The sequence below is a fragment of the Streptomyces sp. NPDC048295 genome (genome assembly GCF_040652135.1).
Taxonomy (GTDB): Bacteria; Actinomycetota; Actinomycetes; order Streptomycetales; family Streptomycetaceae; genus Streptomyces.
This window is the reverse complement of record NZ_JBEZLL010000001.1, coordinates 46,169-65,472: the sequence shown is the minus strand read 5'-3', so window position 1 is coordinate 65,472 and position 19,304 is coordinate 46,169. Positions and strand designations below refer to the sequence as shown.

The 19,304-nt window shown below is 71.0% G+C and carries 12 protein-coding genes; 5 read left to right on the top strand and 7 right to left on the bottom strand.

All coding sequences use genetic code 11. The features are described from left to right. Positions 1-27 precede the first annotated feature (27 nt). Complete coding sequence (locus tag AB0D53_RS00255; protein ID WP_329814989.1) at positions 28-702, bottom strand: response regulator; 675 nt, start codon at positions 700-702, stop codon at positions 28-30. After that, positions 699-2,390 (bottom strand): sensor histidine kinase, encoded by a 1,692-nt coding sequence (locus AB0D53_RS00250; RefSeq protein ID WP_362437716.1) that lies wholly within the window; start codon positions 2,388-2,390, stop codon positions 699-701. Before AB0D53_RS00250 ends, AB0D53_RS00255 begins: the two co-directional genes overlap by 4 nt. 174 nt (positions 2,391-2,564) lie before the next feature. Between AB0D53_RS00250 and AB0D53_RS00245 the strand changes: the two genes are divergently transcribed. From AB0D53_RS00245 to AB0D53_RS00230, 4 genes are all read left to right on the top strand, one after another. Then, positions 2,565-3,917 (top strand): cation:dicarboxylase symporter family transporter, encoded by a 1,353-nt coding sequence (locus AB0D53_RS00245; RefSeq protein ID WP_362437713.1) that lies wholly within the window; start codon positions 2,565-2,567, stop codon positions 3,915-3,917. Positions 3,918-4,015: 98 nt separating this feature from the next. After that, positions 4,016-4,420, top strand: a complete 405-nt coding sequence (locus tag AB0D53_RS00240) for a MerR family transcriptional regulator (protein WP_329814992.1) — start codon at positions 4,016-4,018, stop codon at positions 4,418-4,420. Between the two features lie 3 nt (positions 4,421-4,423). Next, positions 4,424-4,765, top strand: a complete 342-nt coding sequence (trxA, locus tag AB0D53_RS00235; protein WP_362437709.1) for a thioredoxin — start codon at positions 4,424-4,426, stop codon at positions 4,763-4,765. Between the two features lie 138 nt (positions 4,766-4,903). After that, on the top strand, positions 4,904-5,506 hold the full coding sequence (locus AB0D53_RS00230; RefSeq protein ID WP_362437706.1) for a hypothetical protein: 603 nt from the start codon (positions 4,904-4,906) through the stop codon (positions 5,504-5,506). 55 nt (positions 5,507-5,561) lie between these two features. Here the strand turns inward: AB0D53_RS00230 and glgB are convergent, their stop codons facing one another. From glgB to AB0D53_RS00210, 4 genes are all read right to left on the bottom strand, one after another. Next, entirely contained in the window at positions 5,562-7,895 is a 2,334-nt protein-coding gene (gene glgB, locus AB0D53_RS00225; protein ID WP_362437703.1) for a 1,4-alpha-glucan branching enzyme, read from the bottom strand. A gap of 55 nt (positions 7,896-7,950) precedes the next feature. Further along, entirely contained in the window at positions 7,951-9,351 is a 1,401-nt protein-coding gene (locus AB0D53_RS00220) for a maltokinase (RefSeq protein ID WP_362437700.1), read from the bottom strand. Positions 9,352-9,579: 228 nt separating this feature from the next. Continuing rightward, complete coding sequence (gene treS, locus AB0D53_RS00215) at positions 9,580-11,286, bottom strand: maltose alpha-D-glucosyltransferase (protein WP_362437697.1); 1,707 nt, start codon at positions 11,284-11,286, stop codon at positions 9,580-9,582. Beyond that, the gene (locus AB0D53_RS00210; RefSeq protein ID WP_362437694.1) at positions 11,283-13,322 is read right to left on the bottom strand and encodes an alpha-1,4-glucan--maltose-1-phosphate maltosyltransferase; all 2,040 of its coding nucleotides are present in this window, start codon (positions 13,320-13,322) and stop codon (positions 11,283-11,285) included. The genes treS and AB0D53_RS00210 overlap by 4 nt, the downstream gene beginning before the upstream one ends. Positions 13,323-13,980: 658 nt before the next feature. Here AB0D53_RS00210 and glgP point away from each other — a divergent pair. Further along, on the top strand, positions 13,981-16,584 hold the full coding sequence (gene glgP, locus AB0D53_RS00205) for an alpha-glucan family phosphorylase (RefSeq protein WP_362437691.1): 2,604 nt from the start codon (positions 13,981-13,983) through the stop codon (positions 16,582-16,584). A 78-nt stretch (positions 16,585-16,662) separates the two neighbouring features. On the opposite strand, the gene AB0D53_RS00200 is transcribed toward glgP, so the two are convergent. Beyond that, a complete protein-coding gene (locus AB0D53_RS00200) occupies positions 16,663-18,696 on the bottom strand; it encodes a M4 family metallopeptidase (protein ID WP_362437688.1) in 2,034 nt (677 codons plus the stop codon). Positions 18,697-19,304 lie beyond the last annotated feature (608 nt).

Here is a 19,304-nt window from a genome sequence, read left to right as displayed (position 1 = left end):
CGCACCGGGCTCCGTCCGGACACGGCGTCAGTGGTTCCGGCTCACCCATCGGTAGTGCAGCTCCGGGCGCCCGATCTGCCCGTACTGCGGACTGCGCACCGCACGCCCCACCGCCACCAGATGCTCCAGATAACGGCGGGCGGTGATCCGTGAGATGCCCAGCTCCTCCCCGGCCGCCGCCGCCGTCACCCCGTCGGGGGCTCCTCGCAGGGCGCGGGTGACGGCCTCCAGCGTCGGGCCGCTCAGCCCCTTCGGCAGCCGGGCCGGCTGCGGTGCGCGCAGTGCGCCGAGCGCCCGGTCCACCTCGTCCTGGCCGCTCGCCTCCCCGGCCGCCGCGCGGAACTCCGCGTAGCGCACGAGCCGGTCGCGCAGGGTGGCGAAGGTGAACGGCTTCAGCACGTACTGGACGACACCGAGCGACACGCCCTCCCGCACCACCGTCAGATCGCGGGCCGACGTCACCGCGATGACATCCGCCGAGTGCCCGGCCGCACGCAGCGACCGCAGCAGTTGCAGACCGTGCCCGTCGGGCAGATACAGATCCAGGAGCAGCAGATCGACCGGGGTACGGTCCAGCGCCCGCACCGCCTCCGCACGCGAATGCGCGACGGCCGCCACCGTGAACCCGGGGACGCGGCCCACGTACAGCCGGTGGGCGTCCGCGGCGACGGGATCGTCCTCGACGACCAGCACCTGGATCATGCCGTGGCCTCCTTCGTGGTGTGTGCCGGCCGGCCGGCGACGGTCAGCGGGAGCCGTACCGTGAACCGCGCCCCGCCGTCCGGGCCGCCGTCCAGCGTCACCGTCCCGCCGTTGCGGTGCACCGCCTGCTGGACGAGCGCCAGCCCGATCCCGCGGCCGGCGCCATGGGTCGACCAGCCGCGCTCGAAGACCTCGGCGGCGTCCCCCGGATCGATCCCGGCCCCCGTGTCGATGACCCGCAGCAGCAGTTCGCCCTCCCCGGCGAGCGCGGTGACCGTCACCCGGGCGCGGGCGGCCCGGCCGCTTTCCGCACCCCGCTGGGCGGGCACGGAACCGGGGCCCGGCACACCGGCCACCGCCTCCGACGCCGCGTCCACCGCGTTGTCGATCAGATTGCCGAGGATCGTCACCAGATCCCGGTGCGGCAGCGTCGCGGGCAGGTCGCCGTCGTCGATCAGGCTGTCGTCCGCGAGCACCAGCTCCACCCCCCGTTCGTTCGCCTGCGCCGCCTTGCCGAGCAGCAGCGCGGCCAGCACCGGTTCGGCGACCGCGCCCACCACCCGGTCGGTGAGGGCCTGGGCCAGCTCCAGCTCGGCGGTGGCGAAGCCCACCGCCTCCTCCGCCCGCCCCAGCTCGATCAGCGAGACGACGGTGTGCAGCCGGTTCGCCGCCTCGTGCGCCTGCGAGCGCAGGGCCTGGGTGAACCCGCGCTCGGAGTCCAACTCGCCGGACAGCGCCTGGAGTTCGGTGTGATCGCGCAGGGTCACGACCGTGCCGCGCTGCTCCCCGCCGACCACCGGACGGGTGTTGACCACGATCACCCGGTCCGCCGTCAGATGCAGTTCGTCGACCCGCTCCTCGGAGGCGAGCAGCGCCCCGGTCAACGGCGCCGGCAGGTCCAGCTCGGCGACCCGGCGCCCCACCGCACCCGGCTCCAGGCCGAGCAACTCCCGGCCCGCGTCGTTGATCAGCGCGATCCGCCGCCGCCCGTCGAGCATCAGCAGCCCCTCGCGCACCGCGTGCAGCGTGGCCTGGTGGTAGTCGTGCATCCGGCTCAGCTCGGCGGCGTTCATGCCGTGCGTGTGCCGCCGCAGCCGGGCGTTGATCACGTACGTGCCGATGCCGCCGAGCGCGAGCGCCCCGCCCGCCGCGAGCCCCAGCGCCCCGAGCTGCGCCCGCACCTGCGAGGAGACCCGCTCGACCGTGATGCCCGCACTGACCAGGCCGGTGATCCTGCCGCCGTCCCGGATCGGGGTGACCACCCGGATCGAGGGGCCGAGCGTGCCGGTGTACGTCTCCGAGAACGTCTCGCCGCGCAGCGCCCGCGCGGTGTGCCCGAGGAACTCCTCGCCGATCCGCTGGGAGTCCGGGTGCGTCCAGCGGACCCGCTGCGGGGACATGATCGTGACGAAGGCGATCCCGGTGTCCTTGCGGACCTTCTCCGCGTACGGCTGGAGCACCGCGGACGGGTCCGGGGTACGGATCGCCTCCCGTACCGACGGAGCGTCCGCGATCGCCAGCGCGGCCGCCGTGACCTGCCGGGTCGCGGTCTCCTTCGCCTGCGCGCTGCCGGAGACATAGGCGAAGAACGCGCACCCCGCCACCACGGCCGCCACCAGCACCACCTGCATGGCGAAGAGCTGACCGGCCAGGCTGCGCGGGCGGGTACGGGGACGGGGGAGACGCATGGACCCAGTCTGCCTGGCCGAAAACACATGAACGAAATGCACGCAACGGTGACCGGTGTCACAGGGAGCGAGATATTCGCCAAGGGTTTTTTCGTCCGACGGCTCCGATCCGCCGGACAGCCCTTGCACCCCCAGGGACGGGGGAGCGACCCGGACGAGCCGAGGAGAAACCCCGTGGGAGTGGCAGCCGCCAAGCGGGACCGCACGCATTACCTGTATCTGGCCGTGATCGCCGCGGTGGGGCTCGGCATTCTCGTGGGCTTCGTGGCCCCGGGCGTCGCAGTCGAGCTCAAGCCGATCGGCACCGGCTTCGTGAACCTGATCAAGATGATGATCTCGCCCATCATCTTCTGCACGATCGTGCTGGGCGTCGGCTCGGTGCGCAAGGCCGCCAAGGTCGGCGCGGTCGGCGGCCTCGCCCTCGGCTACTTCCTGGTGATGTCGACCGTCGCACTGGCCATCGGCCTGCTCGTCGGCAACCTCCTTGAGCCCGGTCAGGGCCTCCACCTCACCGAGGCCGTACGCGCCGCCGGTGAGAAGCAGGCCGCCGGGGCGAGCGAGTCCACCGCCGACTTCCTGCTCGGCATCATCCCGACGACGATCGTCTCCGCCTTCACCGAGGGCCAGGTGCTCCAGACCCTGCTCGTCGCCCTGCTCGCGGGCTTCGCGCTCCAGGCCATGGGCTCGGCGGGCGAACCGGTGCTGCGCGGCATCGGCCACATCCAGCGCCTCGTCTTCCGGATCCTCGCCATGATCATGTGGGCGGCCCCGGTCGGCGCGTTCGGCGCGATGGCGGCGGTGGTCGGCGAGACCGGCGTCGACGCGCTGAAGTCCCTCGCGATCATCATGATCGGCTTCTACCTCACCTGCGCGATCTTCGTCTTCGTCGTGCTCGGCGCGATCCTGCGGCTGGTCGCCGGGGTCAACCTGATCTCCCTGCTGAAGTACCTGGGCCGCGAGTTCCTGCTGATCCTCTCCACCTCCTCCTCCGAGTCCGCCCTGCCGCGGCTCATCGCCAAGATGGAGCACCTCGGGGTCAGCCGCCCCGTCGTCGGCATCACCGTGCCGACCGGCTACTCCTTCAACCTCGACGGCACCGCGATCTACCTCACGATGTCCTCGCTCTTCATCGCCAACGCGATGGGCGACCCGCTGAGCGCCGGTGAGCAGGTCTCGCTGCTGCTCTTCATGATCGTCGCCTCGAAGGGCGCCGCCGGAGTCACCGGCGCCGGCCTGGCCACCCTCGCGGGCGGCCTCCAGTCGCACCGCCCCGGACTGGTCGACGGCGTCGGCCTGATCGTCGGCATCGACCGCTTCATGAGCGAGGCCCGCGCCATGACGAACTTCGCGGGCAACGCGGTCGCCACCGTCCTGGTCGGCACCTGGACCAAGGAGATCGACAAGGAGCGGGTGGACCAGGTCCTCTCCGGCGCGCTCCCGTGGAACGAGCAGATGCTCAACCAGGACGCCGACGCGCACGGCGTCCCGGGGCCCCGGGACGAGCAGCCCGCCATGGCGAAGGCATAGCCACCCACGGAACACGGTCGAAAGGGCCGTCGCGGGAGTTCCCGCGGCGGCCCTTCGCGCTTGCCCTGACGTCCGCGTCAAGGTCTACCGTCGAACGCATGCGAATCGGGGAGCTGGCCGAACGGGCCGGGACGACCACGCGGACCCTGCGGTACTACGAGTCACGCGGGCTGCTGTCCGCGCGGCGGGCCGACAACGGCTACCGCGCGTACGACGAGGACGATCTGCGGCTGGTCCAGCAGATCCGGACCCTGCAGGACTTCGGGTTCGAGCTGGAGGAGACCCGGCCGTTCGTCGAGTGTCTGCGGGCCGGTCACCCGGCCGGTGACGCCTGCCCCGCCTCGCTCGCCGTCTACCGGCGCAAACTCGGCGAGCTCGACTCGCTCGTCGAACAGCTCCAGGCCGTCCGCGCCCAGGTGGGCGCCCAGCTCGCCAGGGCCGAGCTGGAGGCGGGGGCAGCGCTCCCCGGCGGTCCGGAACCACGTTGTGAACTGGGAGGATGACAGATGATTCATGCAGAGGGCGTGGCCGAGGTCACCGACACCACCTTCGACACGGAGGTGCTCGCGGCGAACGGCCCGGTGCTGGTCGAGTTCACCGCCGACTGGTGCGGCCCGTGCCGCCAGCTCGCCCCCGTGCTCAGCGCCGTCGCCGCCGAGCTGACCGGGCGCATGGAGGTGGTCCAGCTGGACATCGACAACAACCCCGGCATCGCGAGCCGGTACGCGGTGCTGTCCGCGCCGACCCTGATGGTCTTCCGGGGCGGCGAACCCGTGAAGTCGATGGTGGGCGCCCGTCCCAAGCGCAAGCTGCTCCAGGAACTGGAGGAGGTCTTCGAGACGGTGTGAGGCGGGCCGCCCGGCCGCAGGCCGGTGCCGAGCCCCCGTCGCCCATCCGACGGGGGCTCGGCACCGGACTCGTGCATGGCCGGAAGCCGTTCCGCACCCCGCACCCGGGTCCGGTCGGCGAAACCATAGGGTGCGCTGATGGACGAGGAGCGAGGCCGTACCGGCCGGCTGACGCGATCGGACCTCTGCACGTTCATCGCCACGGGGTGCCTGCTCCTTGCCGCCGCCGCGGGCTGGAGCAGTGCGCTGCTCGTCGTCCTCGGGCGCGTGGTCCCCGGTTGGGCCGTGGGCGCGGTGCTGCTCCTCGTGTCGTTGATCGCCATGCGGACCGCCGCCGCGCCGGCCCGGCCGGAGACCGAGGGGGCGGCACCGCGGCGGGCAGCGCTGCCGCGATGCGTACGCGGCCTCCTGGCGGTCGTGGCCGGACTGGGCTGCGCGGTCGGTGTGCTGGGCGACCTCGGCGCGGAGTACCACATCCTTCGCCCCACGGGCCCGCACGGGTGCACGGCCGTGGTGCGGGAGACCTCGTTCCTGCTCGCGGGCAGCGGCGACGTGTACGCGGTGGGGCCGTCCGGCGTCGCCTGGCGGCCGTCGGGTTCCTGGCAGGCCGATGACGGCTATCGCCCCATTGCCGAGGGCACGTACGAGCTGCACTGGGGCCGGGACGACGGCGCCCTGCTGGTACGCGGCACCGAGGTCGATCCGGTCATGGACGGACTGCACGGCGTGGACTGCGACTGACGCACGGTCCGGGACCGTGCGCCGCTCCTGCCGCACGGCCCGGGCCGCGCCCCGCTCAGACCGGCCGGAACCACACCGTCGCCAGCGGCGGCAGTGTCAGCAGCAGGCTGCCGGGCCTGCCGTGCGCGGCCACCGGCTGCGGCTTCAGCGGATCGGGGTGGCCCACACCGCTGCCGCCGTACCGCGCCGCGTCGGTGTTGAGGACCTCCGCCCACGCCACCCGGTCACCAAGCACCTCCGGCACCCCCAGCCGGTAGTCGTGCCGCACCACCGGGGAGAAGTTGCTGACGGCCAGGAGCGGCGAGCCGTGCGCGTCGTAGCGCAGGAAGGCGAAGACATTGTCCTCGGCGGCGCCGCCGTCCACCCAGTCGAATCCCTCCGGAACGGTGTCGCGCTGCCAGAGCGCGGGGGTCTCGCCGTACACCGCGTTCAGATCGCCCACCAGGGTGCGCACGCCCCGGTGGTCGCTCTCCGCCGCGTACGAGGGGTCCAGCAGCCACCAGTCCGGGCCGTGCCCCTCCGACCACTCCGCTCCCTGGGCGAACTCCTGTCCCATGAAAAGGAGTTGCTTGCCGGGGTGGGCCCACATGAAGCCCAGGTAGGCCCGGTGGTTGGCGCGCTGCTGCCACCAGTCGCCGGGCATCTTGGAGACCAGCGACCGTTTGCCGTGCACCACCTCGTCGTGCGAGATCGGCAGGACGTAGTTCTCGCTGTACGCGTACACCATCGAGAACGTCATCTCGTTGTGGTGGTACTTGCGGTGCACCGGCTCCTTCGACACGTACTCCAGGGAGTCGTGCATCCAGCCCATGTTCCACTTCAGTCCGAAGCCGAGTCCCCCGAAACCGCCGGGGCCGACATGGTGGGTGGCGCGGGTGACGCCGTCCCAGGCGGTGGACTCCTCCGCGATGGTCACCACACCCGGATTGCGGCGGTAGACCGTGGCGTTCATCTCCTGGAGGAAGGCGACGGCGTCCAGATTCTCCCGCCCGCCGTGCTCGTTCGGGGACCACTCGCCCTCCTGGCGCGAGTAGTCGAGATAGAGCATCGAGGCGACCGCGTCGACCCGCAGTCCGTCGATATGGAACTCCTCGCACCAGTAAGTGGCGTTGGCCACGAGGAAGTTGCGCACCTCGGTACGGCCGAAGTCGAACTCCAGCGTGCCCCAGTCCGGATGCGCCGCCCGCGAAGGATCGGAGTGCTCGTACAGCGGCCGGCCGTCGAACTCCGCCAGCGCCCAGTCGTCGCGTGGGAAGTGCGCGGGCACCCAGTCCACGATCACACCGATCCCGGCCCGGTGCAGGGAATCGACGAGGAAACGGAAGTCGTCGGGTGTGCCCATGCGTGACGTGGGGGCGTAGAAGCCGGTGACCTGATACCCCCACGAGCCGCCGAAGGGGTGCTCGGAGATCGGCATCAGTTCCACATGCGTGAACCCCAGATCCCTTACGTACGCGGGGAGTTGTTCGGCCAGCTGGCGGTAGGTGAGCCCCGGGCGCCAGGACGGCAGATGGACCTCGTACGCCGACAGCGGCGCCTCGTGCACCGGGACGTCCCCGCGGTGCGCCATCCACTCCTGGTCCCGCCACTCGTGGTGCGAGGCCGTCACGATCGAGGCGTTGGCGGGCGGCACCTCGGCGTACCGGGCCATCGGGTCGGCGCGCACCGTGTGCGAACCGTCCGGGCGGCACACGTCGAACTTGTACAGCGCGCCCTCCCCGATCCCGGGCAGGAACAGCTCCCACACCCCGGAGGAGCCCAGCGAACGCATCGGGAAGCCGGTGCCGTCCCAGTAGTTGAAGTCCCCGACGACCCGCACCCCGCGGGCGTTGGGCGCCCAGAGCGTGAACCGGGTGCCCGCCACCCCCTGGTGCTCCATGGGCTGCGCGCCGAGGGCGGTCCACAGCTCCTCGTGCCGTCCCTCGCCGATCAGATGCAGATCGAGATCGCCGAGCGCGGGCAGGAAGCAGTACGGGTCCCGGACCTCGATCTCGTTGTCCGCGTACGCGACCAGCAGCCGGTGGTCGGGCAGTGCGGGCATCGGCAGCAGCCCGGAGAAGAAGCCGTCGCCGTCGTCGTGGAGCCGCGCCCGCAGCCCCTTGGCGAGCACGGTCACCGACCGGGCGTACGGGCGCAGCACCCGGAAGGCCACACCGCCCCGGACCGGGTGGGCGCCGAGCAGGTCGTGCGGGGCGTGGTGCTCGCCGGCGAGCAGCCGGCCCCGGTCGCCGTCGTCGAGGGGACGCGCCCGGCGCACGCCCTGGCCGGCGGCGCTCCGGCGGGGGCGCCGCGCGGGCGCGGCGGCTTTCGCCGTCCCGGGTGCCGGTGGTTCGGCTCGGGGGGCCTCGGCGGGGGCGGGTGTTTCGCGGGACGGCTTGCGGGCGGTCACGGGGACAGCCTCCTCGGAGGGTGTTGGGGGAGAGAGGGGAGCGCGTGCCTGGCCGTCAGTCGTCGGCGGCGGCCAGGCGGTGGATCGCGGCCATCGGGACCGGCAGCCAGTCGGGCCGGTGCCGTGCCTCGTACAGCACCTCGTACACCGCCTTGTCGGTCTCGTGGGCGCGCAGCAGCTCCGGTTCGCTGCGCGGGTCGAAGCCCGCTGCGCGGGCGTACCCCTCGCAGTAGGCGGTCCGGCAGCGGGCCGCCCAGTCGGCGTTCCACGGCCGGTGCGAGCGGGCCGCGTAGTCGAAGGAGCGGAGCATCCCGGCGATGTCGCGCACCGGGAGCTGCGGGCGGCGGCGTTCACGCAGCGGCCGGGCCGGTTCGCCCTCGAAGTCGATCAGTGACCAGAAACCGTCGGCCGCGCGCAGGGTCTGGCCGAGATGCAGATCGCCGTGCACCCGCTGGGCCGCCCAGTCGCGTCCCCGGTCACCGAGTGCGGCCACCGCGTCGAAGGCGGTACGCAGTCCGGGGACGTACGGCACGAGTTCCGGCACCGACTGGGCGGCGGCCTCCAGCCGGCGCACCATCGAGGCGGCGAGGCGCTCGGTCTGGGCGCGGTGCAGGGCGGGCGTCGGCAGGGCGGCGGCGAGCGCGTTGTGCACCTCGGCGGTGGCCCGGCCCAGCGCGTGGGCCTCGTCGGTGAAGTCCCGGCCCCCGGCCAGGGCGCGCAGGGCGAGCTGCCAGCCGTCCTCGGCGCCGCTCAGGAACGGCTGGAGGACGCCGAGGGTGAGCGGCCGGGAGGTGGTGGTCTCGAACCAGGCGACGGGGGCGGGCACCCGTCCGCATCCCTCCTGCGCGAGCGCCAGCGGGAGCTCCAGATCGGGGTTGGTGCCCGGGAAGATCCGGCGGAAGATCTTGAGGATGTAGGCGTCGCCGTAGACGAGCGAGGTGTTGGACTGCTCGGTGTCGAGGAGCCGCGGTGCGAGTCCGGCGGCGATGGCCGGTCCGCTCCGGGCGAAGAGCAGGGAACCCAGGGTGCCGGGGGTACGGAACCGTTCCAGCAGCAGTTCGGCGAGGCGTGGGTCGTGCAGCCCCTCGTAGACGGTGCGGCCGGCCAGCGGCCCCTCGGTCACCTGGCCGATGAGCGCCGGCGCCAGCCGGGGCGGCAGCGCGGCCCTTACGCCGAGCAGCAGTTGGTAGCAGTCGTCCGGCGGCTGCGCGGGCGTGGCCGGCTGGTGGACCCGGACCAGCAGGTGGAGCAGCCCGGTTCCGGTTCCGGCGGCGACGGATTCGGTGCCCACCGGCAGTATTTCGGTCGCCGACACCAGCGAGAACGCGGTGACCGGCCGCCCCTTGCCCGCGAACCACCGCTGCCTGGGCAGCCATTGGTGCAGCAGGGGTGCGAGAGACGGGAGCAGGGTTGTGCTGTCGGTCAGGGCGACCCGAGTGGATGCAGCCTCCGACATGGCATCGCGTCCTTTCCCCGGGCACACCACAGGATGCGAAGAGTGTCCCGGATTGCGGCAATAGCTGTCCGGCTGTGCGGGACGTGTCGGGTCAGGATGGTCCGTACGGACTCGACTCGATGGGATCGAAACGCCAGATGGGACCCGGAAGGGGCCGTACGTGTGCGGTGTGGGGGAAGGTGCCCCGTGCGGGGCGGCGGAAACCGCCCCGCGATGGATGGTGTCCGGTCAGCTCGGCGGCGCGTCCTTGCGCAGCCGGAACCAGTAGAAGCCGTGTCCCGCGAGCGTCAGCAGATAGGGCCACCGGCCCACGGCGGGGAAGCGCACCCCACCGATCAGCTCCACCGGATGACGTCCGTCGAAGGAGCGCAGATCGAGCTCCGTGGGCTGCGCGAACCGCGAGAAGTTGTGCACGCACAGCACGAGATCGTCCCCGTGCTCACGGGTGAAGGCGAGCACGGCCGGGTTCGACGACGGCAGTTCGTTGTACGAGCCGAGACCGAAGGCCGGGTTCTGCTTGCGGATCTCGATCATCCGCCGCGTCCAGTGCAGCAGCGACGACGGGGACGCCATCGACGCCTCGACATTGGTGACTTGGTAGCCGTAGACCGGATCCATGATGGTGGGGAGGTAGAGCCGCCCCGGATCGCTGGAGGAGAAGCCGGCGTTGCGGTCGGGCGTCCACTGCATCGGGGTGCGCACGGCGTCCCGGTCACCGAGCCAGATGTTGTCGCCCATCCCGATCTCGTCCCCGTAGTAGAGGATCGGGGAGCCGGGCAGTGACAGCAGCAGCGCGGTGAACAGCTCGATCTGGTTGCGGTCGTTGTCCAGCAGCGGTGCCAGCCGCCGCCGGATGCCGATGTTGGCCCGCATGCGCGGGTCCTTGGCGTACTCCGCGTACATGTAGTCGCGTTCTTCGTCCGTGACCATTTCGAGGGTGAGCTCGTCGTGGTTGCGCAGGAAGATGCCCCACTGGCAGTTCTCCGGGATCGCCGGTGTCTTCGCCAGGATTTCGGAGACCGGGTAGCGGCTCTCGCGCCGCACGGCCATGAAGATCCGGGGCATCACGGGGAAGTGGAACGCCATGTGGCACTCGTCGCCGCCGGCCTGGTAGTCGCCGAAGTAGTCGACGACGTCCTCCGGCCACTGGTTGGCCTCGGCGAGCAGCACGGTGTCCGGGTAGTGCGCGTCGATCTCCTTGCGGACCCGCTTGAGGAAGTCGTGCGTCTCCGGGAGGTTCTCGCAGTTGGTGCCCTCCCGCTGGTACAGGTACGGCACGGCGTCCACCCGGAAGCCGTCGATGCCGAGGTCCAGCCAGAAGCGGAGCGCGGAGATGATCTCCTCCTGGACCGCCGGGTTCTCGTAGTTGAGATCCGGCTGGTGGGAGAAGAACCGGTGCCAGTAGTACTGCTTGCGCACCGGGTCGAAGGTCCAGTTGGACGTCTCGGTGTCCACGAAGATGATCCGGGCGTCCGGGAACTGCTTGTCGTCGTCGGCCCAGACGTAGTAGTCGCCGTACGGACCCTCCGGGTCGGTGCGGGACTGCTGGAACCAGTCGTGCTGATCGCTCGTGTGGTTCATGACGAAGTCGATGATCACGCGCATCCCGCGCTGGTGCGCGGCGTCGACGAACTCCACGAAGTCGGCCAGGTCGCCGAACTCCGGCAGTACGGCGGTGTAGTCGGATACGTCGTATCCGCCGTCGCGCAGCGGCGACTTGAAGAACGGCGGCAGCCAGAGGCAGTCGACGCCCAGCCACTGCAGATAGTCCAGTTTGGCGGTGATCCCCTTGAGGTCGCCGATGCCGTCGCCGTTGGAGTCCTGGAAGGACCTGACGAGGACCTCGTAGAAGACGGCGCGCTTGAACCAGTCGGGATCGCGGTCCTTGGCCGGGGTGTCCTCGAACGTGTCGTGGACAGGCTCATTGACGATCATGGTGTGGGTGACCCTCCGGTCGGCGGGGACGGTCGCAGGACGACGATGTGCGCGGGCGTGACGCCCGGCTCCAGACGCACATAGAAGGTCCTGCCCCAGTGATAGGTGTCGCCGGTGAGCTCGTCGCGCACCGGCACGCGCTCGTGCCGGTCGAGGCCGAGTCGCGGCATGTCCAACGAGACCGTGGCCTCGTGGGTGTGGTGCGGGTCGAGGTTGGCGACCACCAGAACGATGTTCGAACCCGAACGCTTGCTGTACGCGATCAACGCGTCGTTGTCGGTGGAGTGGAAGTGCACGTCGCGCAGCTGCTGCAGAGCCGGGTTGCGGCGTCTGACGCGGTTGAGCGTGGTGATGAGCGGGGCCAGCGAACGGCCCTCGCGCTCCGCCGACTCCCAGTCCCTGGGCCGGATCTGGTACTTCTCCGAGTTGAGGTACTCCTCACTGCCGGGCCCGACCGGGGTGTTCTCGCACAGCTCGTAGCCCGCGTACACACCCCAGGAGGGGGAGAGCGTCGCGGCGAGCACGGCCCGCACCTCGAAGGCCGGGCGGCCTCCGTCCTGGAGATAGCCGGACAGGATGTCCGGGGTGTTCACGAAGAAGTTGGGACGCATGCAGGAAGCGGTCTCGCCCGACAACTCCGTGACGTATTCGGTGATTTCCTGGCCGGTATTGCGCCAGGTGAAATATGTGTAGGACTGCTGGAAGCCGATGGCCGCGAGCGTCTTCATCATCGCCGGCCGGGTGAATGCCTCGGCCAGGAAGATCACGTCCGGGTCGGTCCGGTTGATGTCCGCGATCACCTTCTCCCAGAAGACCACCGGTTTGGTGTGCGGATTGTCGACGCGGAAGATCCGTACCCCGTGATCCATCCAGAACCGCAGAATGCGCACGCTCTCGGCGACCAGTCCAGGCATATCCCTGTCGAAGGCGATCGGATAGATGTCCTGGTATTTCTTCGGCGGGTTCTCGGCATAGGCGATCGTGCCGTCCGCGCGGTGGTGGAACCACTCCGGGTGTTTCTCCACCCAGGGGTGGTCGGGAGAACACTGGAGCGCGAAATCGAGTGCGATCTCCATGCGCAGACCGCGGGCGGTCGCCACGAAATGATCGAAGTCGTCGAGGGTGCCGAGTTCGGGATGGACGGCGTCGTGACCGCCCTCGGCCGAGCCGATCGCCCAGGGCACGCCCACGTCGTGCGGGGCGGGGGAGAGCGAGTTGTCGGGGCCCTTGCGATGGGTGGTCCCGATGGGGTGGACGGGCGGGAGATAGACCACGTCGAAGCCCATCGCGGCGACCGCGGGAAGCCGCTCGGCGGCCGTGCGGAAGGTGCCGCTGACGATCCTCGGCGCCGCCTCGGCCGCCTTCCCCGTCCTGCCCCTCCGCTTCGCGGGCGGACCGGCCTTCTCGACCCTGGCACCCTCGGAGCGGGGGAACAGCTCGTACCAGGAGCCGAACAGGGCCCGCCGGCGCTCCACCACCAGCGGCAGCGGCGGGGAGGCGCTGAGCAGTTCGCGCAGCGGATGACGGGCGAGCGCGGCCTGCGCCTCGGGGGTGAGCGCCGCGGCCAGCCGGGCCGCGGCCGGGCGGGACGCGTCGCGCAGCGCGTCGACGGCGGCCAGCACCGCCTCGCGGCCGTCCCGCTTGGGCACCCCCTCGGCGGCCCGTTCGTACAGGTCGGCGCCCTCCGCCAGGACGAGCGCGGTGTCGATACCCGCCGGGATCTTGATCCGGGCGTGCTGCCGCCAGGTGCTGACCGGATCGCTCCAGGCCTCGACCGTATACGTCCAGCGGCCCTCGGAGGCCGGGGTGACATCGGCTCCCCAGCGGTCGGTGCCCGGAGCGAGCTCGCGCATCGGCGTCCAGGGACCGGGGTGCCCGTTCGGGTCCGTCAGCACCACATTGGCGGCGACGGCCTCGTGGCCCTCGCGGAAGACGGTCGCGGTGACCTGGAAGGTCTCACCGGCAACCGCCTTGGCGGGCCTTCTGCCGCAGTCGACGAGGGGACGGACGTCGAGGACGGGAATGCGACCGATCATGGAATCACCTGGGGACTGGGGTTCGGGCTGAACCGGGCGCGGCACAGTGGCGGAGGGCGAAATGCGCGCACCGCGACCGATCGGGTCCGTCCTTTCTAGCTGCTCCGTCGACGGCTGGTGGGGTGTGGGCATGGCCGCTCCTGTCCGCGTTCACTCGAATGGCAGTCGAATGACCTGGGCACGGGGATGTTTCGCGGAAGTAAACCGGATGAACTCCGGATCCGCGGACGCCTCGCATTCGTGCTGCATTCGGGCGGCATTCATCTGAAGCCCGAGGCGCACCCGGGCTGTGTACCGGAGAAGCCTTCCCCTGATTCCCGGTGGGCCAATCCGGTGGTTCTGTTAATTACTCGGGCGTATACGTGACGACCGGTTCGTACCCGGTTCCGCCCCGTCCGCACGGGCTCGCCGGAGAACGTCCGGACGCCACTGCGCAGCCTTCCCTCTGGTGTGGAGGGCCACAAGAGCGAATGGGGGAATGGAATCGGCCATTACCTGTGGGGCCGATGTGTACGGACGGGCCGCGAGTGGATCCGGATGCGGATGGGGCGACGGATGCCGCCTCCGGAGGGGGCCGCCGCCACCGGCGAGGGTGACGGAGCGCCGCACCCCGTGGTGCGTCCCCTCGGATCCGTGGGTCCCCTGTCAAGGTGGTCATGTGAAGGCCATCCGTCGATTCACCGTGCGTCCCGTCCTCCCCGACCCCCTTCGACCGCTCAGCGACCTCGCCCTCAATCTGCGCTGGTCCTGGCACACCGAGACCCGTGAGCTGTTCCAGGCCGTCGAACCGGAGGTCCGGCGGACGGCGGAATGCGATCCCGTGCGGCTGCTCGGCGCCGTGTCCGCCGGCCGGCTCGCCGAACTGGTCCGGGACGAGCAGTTCCAGCACCGGCTGGCCGAGGCTTCCCAGGACCTCCGGGACTACCTGGAAGGACCCAGGTGGTACCAGGAGCAGCAGGCGCTGGGCGCCGAACTCCCGGCCGCCGTCGCCTACTTCTCGCCCGAGTTCGGAGTGACCGCGGCCCTGCCCCAGTACTCCGGCGGGCTCGGCATCCTCGCCGGTGACCACCTCAAGGCCGCCAGCGACCTCGGCGTCCCCCTCGTCGGGGTCGGCCTGCTCTACCGGCACGGCTACTTCCGCCAGAGCCTGTCGCGCGACGGCTGGCAGCAGGAGCACTACCCGCTGCTCGACCCGAACGAGCTCCCCCTCGCCCTGCTGCGCGAGGCCGACGGCACCCCGAGCCGGGTGGTGCTGGCCCTGCCCGGCGGCCGTTCCCTGCACGCACACATCTGGCAGGCCCGGGTCGGACGCGTACCCCTGCTGATGCTCGACTCCGACGTGGAGGAGAACGCGCCGGGCGAACGCGAGGTGACCGACCGGCTGTACGGCGGCGGCAGCGAGCACCGGCTCCTCCAGGAGATGCTCCTCGGCATCGGCGGCGTACGGGCCGTGCGCACCTACTGCCGTCTCACCGGGCACCCGGAACCCGAGGTGTTCCACACCAACGAGGGGCACGCCGGCTTCCTCGGCCTCGAACGCATCCGTGAACTCTCCGGCAGCGGCCTCGACTTCGACTCCGCGGTGGAGGCCGTACGGGCCGGAACGGTCTTCACCACCCACACCCCCGTGCCCGCCGGGATCGACCGCTTCGACCGCGAGATCGTCGCCCGGCACTTCGGCGACGACGGCGAACTCCCGGGCGTGTCCGCCGAACGCATCCTTCAACTGGGCACGGAGACCTACCCCGGCGGTGAGCCCGGTCTCTTCAACATGGCGGTGATGGGGCTCCGGCTCGCTCAACGGGCCAACGGGGTCTCGACCCTCCACGGCGCGGTCAGCCGGGAGATGTTCGCCGGGCTGTGGCCCGGCTTCGACCCCGCCGAGGTGCCGATCACCTCGGTGACCAACGGGGTCCACGCGCCCACCTGGGTGGCGCCCGAGGTCTTCCGGCTGCGCAATCGCTACGGCGGCACGCCCGGCCGCTGGGACTCCGCCGCCGGGGTCCCCGACCGGGAGCTGTGGGACCTGCGGCGCTCCCTGCGCGGACAGCTGGTCACCGAGGTCCGCGAGCGGCTGCACGTGTCGTGGCGGGCCCGGGGCGCGGAGCCGGCCGAACTCGGCTGGATCGACTCCGTGCTGGACCCGGACGTGCTGACGATCGGCTTCGCCCGGCGCGTCCCCTCCTACAAGCGGCTGACGCTGATGCTGCGCGACCGCGAGCGGCTGACGGAGCTGCTGCTCCACCCGACGCGTCCGGTCCAGATCGTCGTGGCGGGCAAGGCCCACCCCGCCGACGACGGCGGGAAGCGGCTGGTCCGGGAGCTGGTGCGGTTCTCCGACGACCCGCGGGTGCGCCACCGCATCGTGTTCCTCCCGGACTACGGGATGGCCATGGCGCAGAAGCTCTACCCGGGCTGCGACGTATGGCTGAACAATCCGCTGCGCCCGCTGGAGGCCTGCGGTACGAGCGGGATGAAGGCGGCGCTCAACGGCTGCCTCAACCTCTCGGTGCTCGACGGCTGGTGGGACGAGTGGTTCGAGCCGGACTTCGGCTGGGCGATCCCGACCGCCGACGGTCTGGCCCAGGACGAGGACCGCCGGGACGATCTGGAGGCGGCCGCCCTCTACGAGCTGATCGAGGACCGGGTCGCGCCGCGCTTCTACGACCGGGGCGGCGAGGGGATTCCGGAGCGCTGGACCGAGATGGTCCGTCGCACGCTGGGCACGCTCGGTCCCAAGGTGCTGGCCGACCGGATGGTCCGCGAGTACGTGGAGCGGCTGTACGCGCCCGCCGCGCACGCCCGGCGTGCGCTGGACCCGGGGACGGCTCGCCGGCTCGCCGACTGGAAGGCCAGGGTCCGTGCCGCCTGGCCGCGGGTGGCCGTCGACCATGTGGAGGCCGTGGCGCCCACCGCGGCGGACGGTTCGGCCGAGCTGGGGGCGACGCTGCTGCTCCGGGTCAGGGTCGCCCTCGGCGTGCTGGAGCCGGGCGACGTGGAGGTGCAGGCGGTGGCCGGCCGGGTGGACGCCGCCGACGGGATCTCGGACGCCCAGCTCTTCCCGCTGAAACCGGCCGGGGGCCAGGACCTGGAGGGCCGCTGGCTCTACGAGGGCCCGCTCGCGCTCGACCGCACGGGACCGTACGGCTACACGGTGCGGGTGCTCCCGGCCCATCCGCTGCTGGCGTCCGGGGCGGAACTCGGCCTGGTGGCGCTGCCCGCGGAGGCGGCGGGGGACGGTGCGGGCCTGCTGATGCGCTGAGGCGCGGAGACGGAACCGCCCGGCAGGGGCGTGAGCTCCTGCCGGGCGGTGGTCACCGGGTCATGACCGGTGCGGGGTTCAGAAGGTGAGCTTGAAGCTGTTGATCTTGCCCGTGTCACCCGAGTAGACGTCCTGGACCTTGAGCTTCCAGGTGCCGTTGGCGACCTCGGACGACGCGTCGACCGTGTAGGTGCCGCGGACGTCGTCCGCCGGGTCGCCGGCCGAGGAGTTCTTCAGCCGGTAGGCCGTGCCGTCCGGGGCGACGAGGTCGACGACCAGGTCACCGCGGTAGGTGTGGGTGATGTCCACGTCGACCTTGAGGGCGCTGGGCGCGTTGCCGGTGATACCGGTGACGTTGACCGAGCTGGTGACGGCCGCACCGCGGTCCGGGATGGCCACCGAGGTCGTGCTCTCGAAGACCTTGCCGCCCGGGTTCGGGTTGCCGCCGTCACGGGTGCCGACGTTGATGGCCGCCCAGGCGTCGCCCACGGCCTTGTACTCGGCGCTGGTCGTGCCGTACAGCTCACCGGCCACGGCGAGGGTGCCGGTGCGCGCCGCCGCGTAGTTGGTGGTGGAGGTGAACTTGGTGGAGAGCGCCTTGAACCAGATCTGCTCGGCCTTGGCACGGCCGATGCCGGTCACCGGCAGGCCGTCGGAGGTCGGGGAGTCGTAGGAGACCCCGTTGATGACCTTGGCGCCGCTGCCCTCGGAGAGCAGGTAGAAGAAGTGGTTCGCCGGGCCCGAGGAGTAGTGGACGTCGATGTTGCCGATGCCGGAGTACCAGGCGTCCTTGGACGCGCCGTCCTTGCTCGGCTTGTCCTGGTAACGCAGCGGGGTGCCGTCACCGTTGATGTCGATCTTCTCGCCGATGAGGTAGTCGCCCGGGTCGCTGGCGTTGTTGGCGTAGAACTCGACCGCGGTGGCGAAGATGTCACTGGTCGCCTCGTTGAGGCCACCGGACTCACCGCTGTACACCAGGGCCGCGGTGGCGGCGGTGACACCGTGCGACATCTCGTGCGCGGCGACGTCGAGCGAGGTCAGCGGGGCGTTGTTGCCCGAGCCGTCGCCGTACGTCATGCAGAAGCAGCTGTCCTGCCAGAAGGCGTTGACGTAGTTGTTGCCGTAGTGGACGCGGGAGTACGCGCCGACACCGTCACCGCGGATACCGGTGCGGCCGTGCACGTTCTTGTAGTAGTCCCAGGTCTCGGCCGCGCCGTAGTGGGCGTCCGCGGCAGCGGTCTCGGCGTTCGACGGGTTGCCGTTGCCCCACACGTCGGTGGAGTTGGTGAACAGCGTCCCGGTGCCGGAGGTGCCGTGGTTCAGGTTGTACGTCTTGTGGTTGCCGCGGCCCGTGTCCGTCAGCGTGTACGACGGGGCGGTGCCGAGGGTGACCTGGCCGCTGAACTGCGTGTTGCCGGTGCCGTTCTCGATGCCCTGCCACTCGTACAGCTTCGCCCCGGTGGCCGCGTCCGTGATGACGTGCAGCTCGTTGGGGGTGCCGTCGTGCTGGAGGCCGCCGACGACGGTCTCGTAGGCGAGCTGCGGCTTGCCCTGCGCCATCCAGACCACCTTGCGGGGCGCCCGGTCGGCCTCGGTCTTCTTCGAACCGTCGGCCTTGGCGAGGCCGAGGGCCTGCGTCTCGGCCTTGGCGGGCGCGATGTCCGCCTTCAGGTCCACGGCCTTCAGCTGACCGCTGGTCACCTTGGAGGCCTTGGTGACGCCCTGGGTCGTCCCGGACTTGGACTCCTGGACGATCAGGTCGCCGCCGAGCACCGGGAGTCCGGCGAAGGTGCGCTCGTAACGCGTGTGCGTGGTGCCGTCGTTGTCCTGGATGACGTCCTTGACGACGAGCTTCTCCTGCGAGCCGAGACCGAGGTCCTTGGCCGTGGCCGCCTTGCCCGCGTCGGCCTGGCGGATCAGCTCCGCGCGCTGGGACGGGGAGAGCTGCTTGGACAGGGCACCGTGGTCGGCGCCGGCCGTCGCCGGGGTCGCCGCTGGGGCGCTGCTGGGAGTGGCAGTGGCCGTACCGGTCTGGACTCCTACGGCGAGGAGGGCTGCTGCGGCTATCAGAGCGCCGGTCGCGGTGGCACGACGGCTGGGCGTGGATCTCACGCGAACTCCTTCTGCGAGGGGGGTACCGGCGGCTCGGTGAGCCGTCCGGGGTGAGCGAGAAGTGCGCAGAACGGGGTGAAGAGTGTCAGCCGGGAGCCGTTCCTGTCAGGACCGCGTCAACAACTTGGCCGGATCTCGTTCGTTGCCGGAAAGGTCATGTTCGTTAAGCGGACGTTTCGCGGATCATCACCGCGATGCCGTAAGGCGTCCGTCGCGCCCGGAATTCGAAGAGAGTGCCGAGGTCCGTCCCGAAGCCTTCGTGTTCGAACAACGGTCGGGAGGGCGGGTGTTCGGTGCTGGCCGAGATGATGTCGACATGTGGCTGATTTCTTGCCGTCAGCCTCTCGCTGCGGGGCCGGGTGTCCTGAAGCGACCACGGCTCCGCGCGGACGGCCGGGGCGGCCGCGGCCGTTTTCGCCGCGTTCGCCCCACGGCCCGGCCGGAGGTACGCCAGAGGTGGAGGGGGCGGTCGTCCGCGGCGCGCGCTCTCCCTCGCCCACCCGTACCGGATGGCCCGTCGCTCCGGACCACACCCACCGGACCCCTCGTCCACGGCGGGCACGCGGGCACTACGGCACCCGTCGTAGCCGGCACCGTGCGGACAGCAC

Excerpts from the sequence above, each read along its gene's own strand:
- treS (WP_362437697.1), bottom strand. The coding sequence starts at position 11,286 with ATGATCGTCAATGAGCCTGTCCACGACACGTTCGAGGACACCCCGGCC.
- AB0D53_RS00220 (WP_362437700.1), bottom strand. The coding sequence starts at position 9,351 with ATGTCGGAGGCTGCATCCACTCGGGTCGCCCTGACCGACAGCACAACC.
- trxA (WP_362437709.1), top strand. The coding sequence starts at position 4,424 with ATGATTCATGCAGAGGGCGTGGCCGAGGTCACCGACACCACCTTCGAC.
- AB0D53_RS00210 (WP_362437694.1), bottom strand. The coding sequence starts at position 13,322 with ATGATCGGTCGCATTCCCGTCCTCGACGTCCGTCCCCTCGTCGACTGC.
- AB0D53_RS00240 (WP_329814992.1), top strand. The coding sequence starts at position 4,016 with ATGCGAATCGGGGAGCTGGCCGAACGGGCCGGGACGACCACGCGGACC.
- AB0D53_RS00250 (WP_362437716.1), bottom strand. The coding sequence starts at position 2,390 with ATGCGTCTCCCCCGTCCCCGTACCCGCCCGCGCAGCCTGGCCGGTCAG.
- AB0D53_RS00230 (WP_362437706.1), top strand. The coding sequence starts at position 4,904 with ATGGACGAGGAGCGAGGCCGTACCGGCCGGCTGACGCGATCGGACCTC.
- AB0D53_RS00255 (WP_329814989.1), bottom strand. The coding sequence starts at position 702 with ATGATCCAGGTGCTGGTCGTCGAGGACGATCCCGTCGCCGCGGACGCC.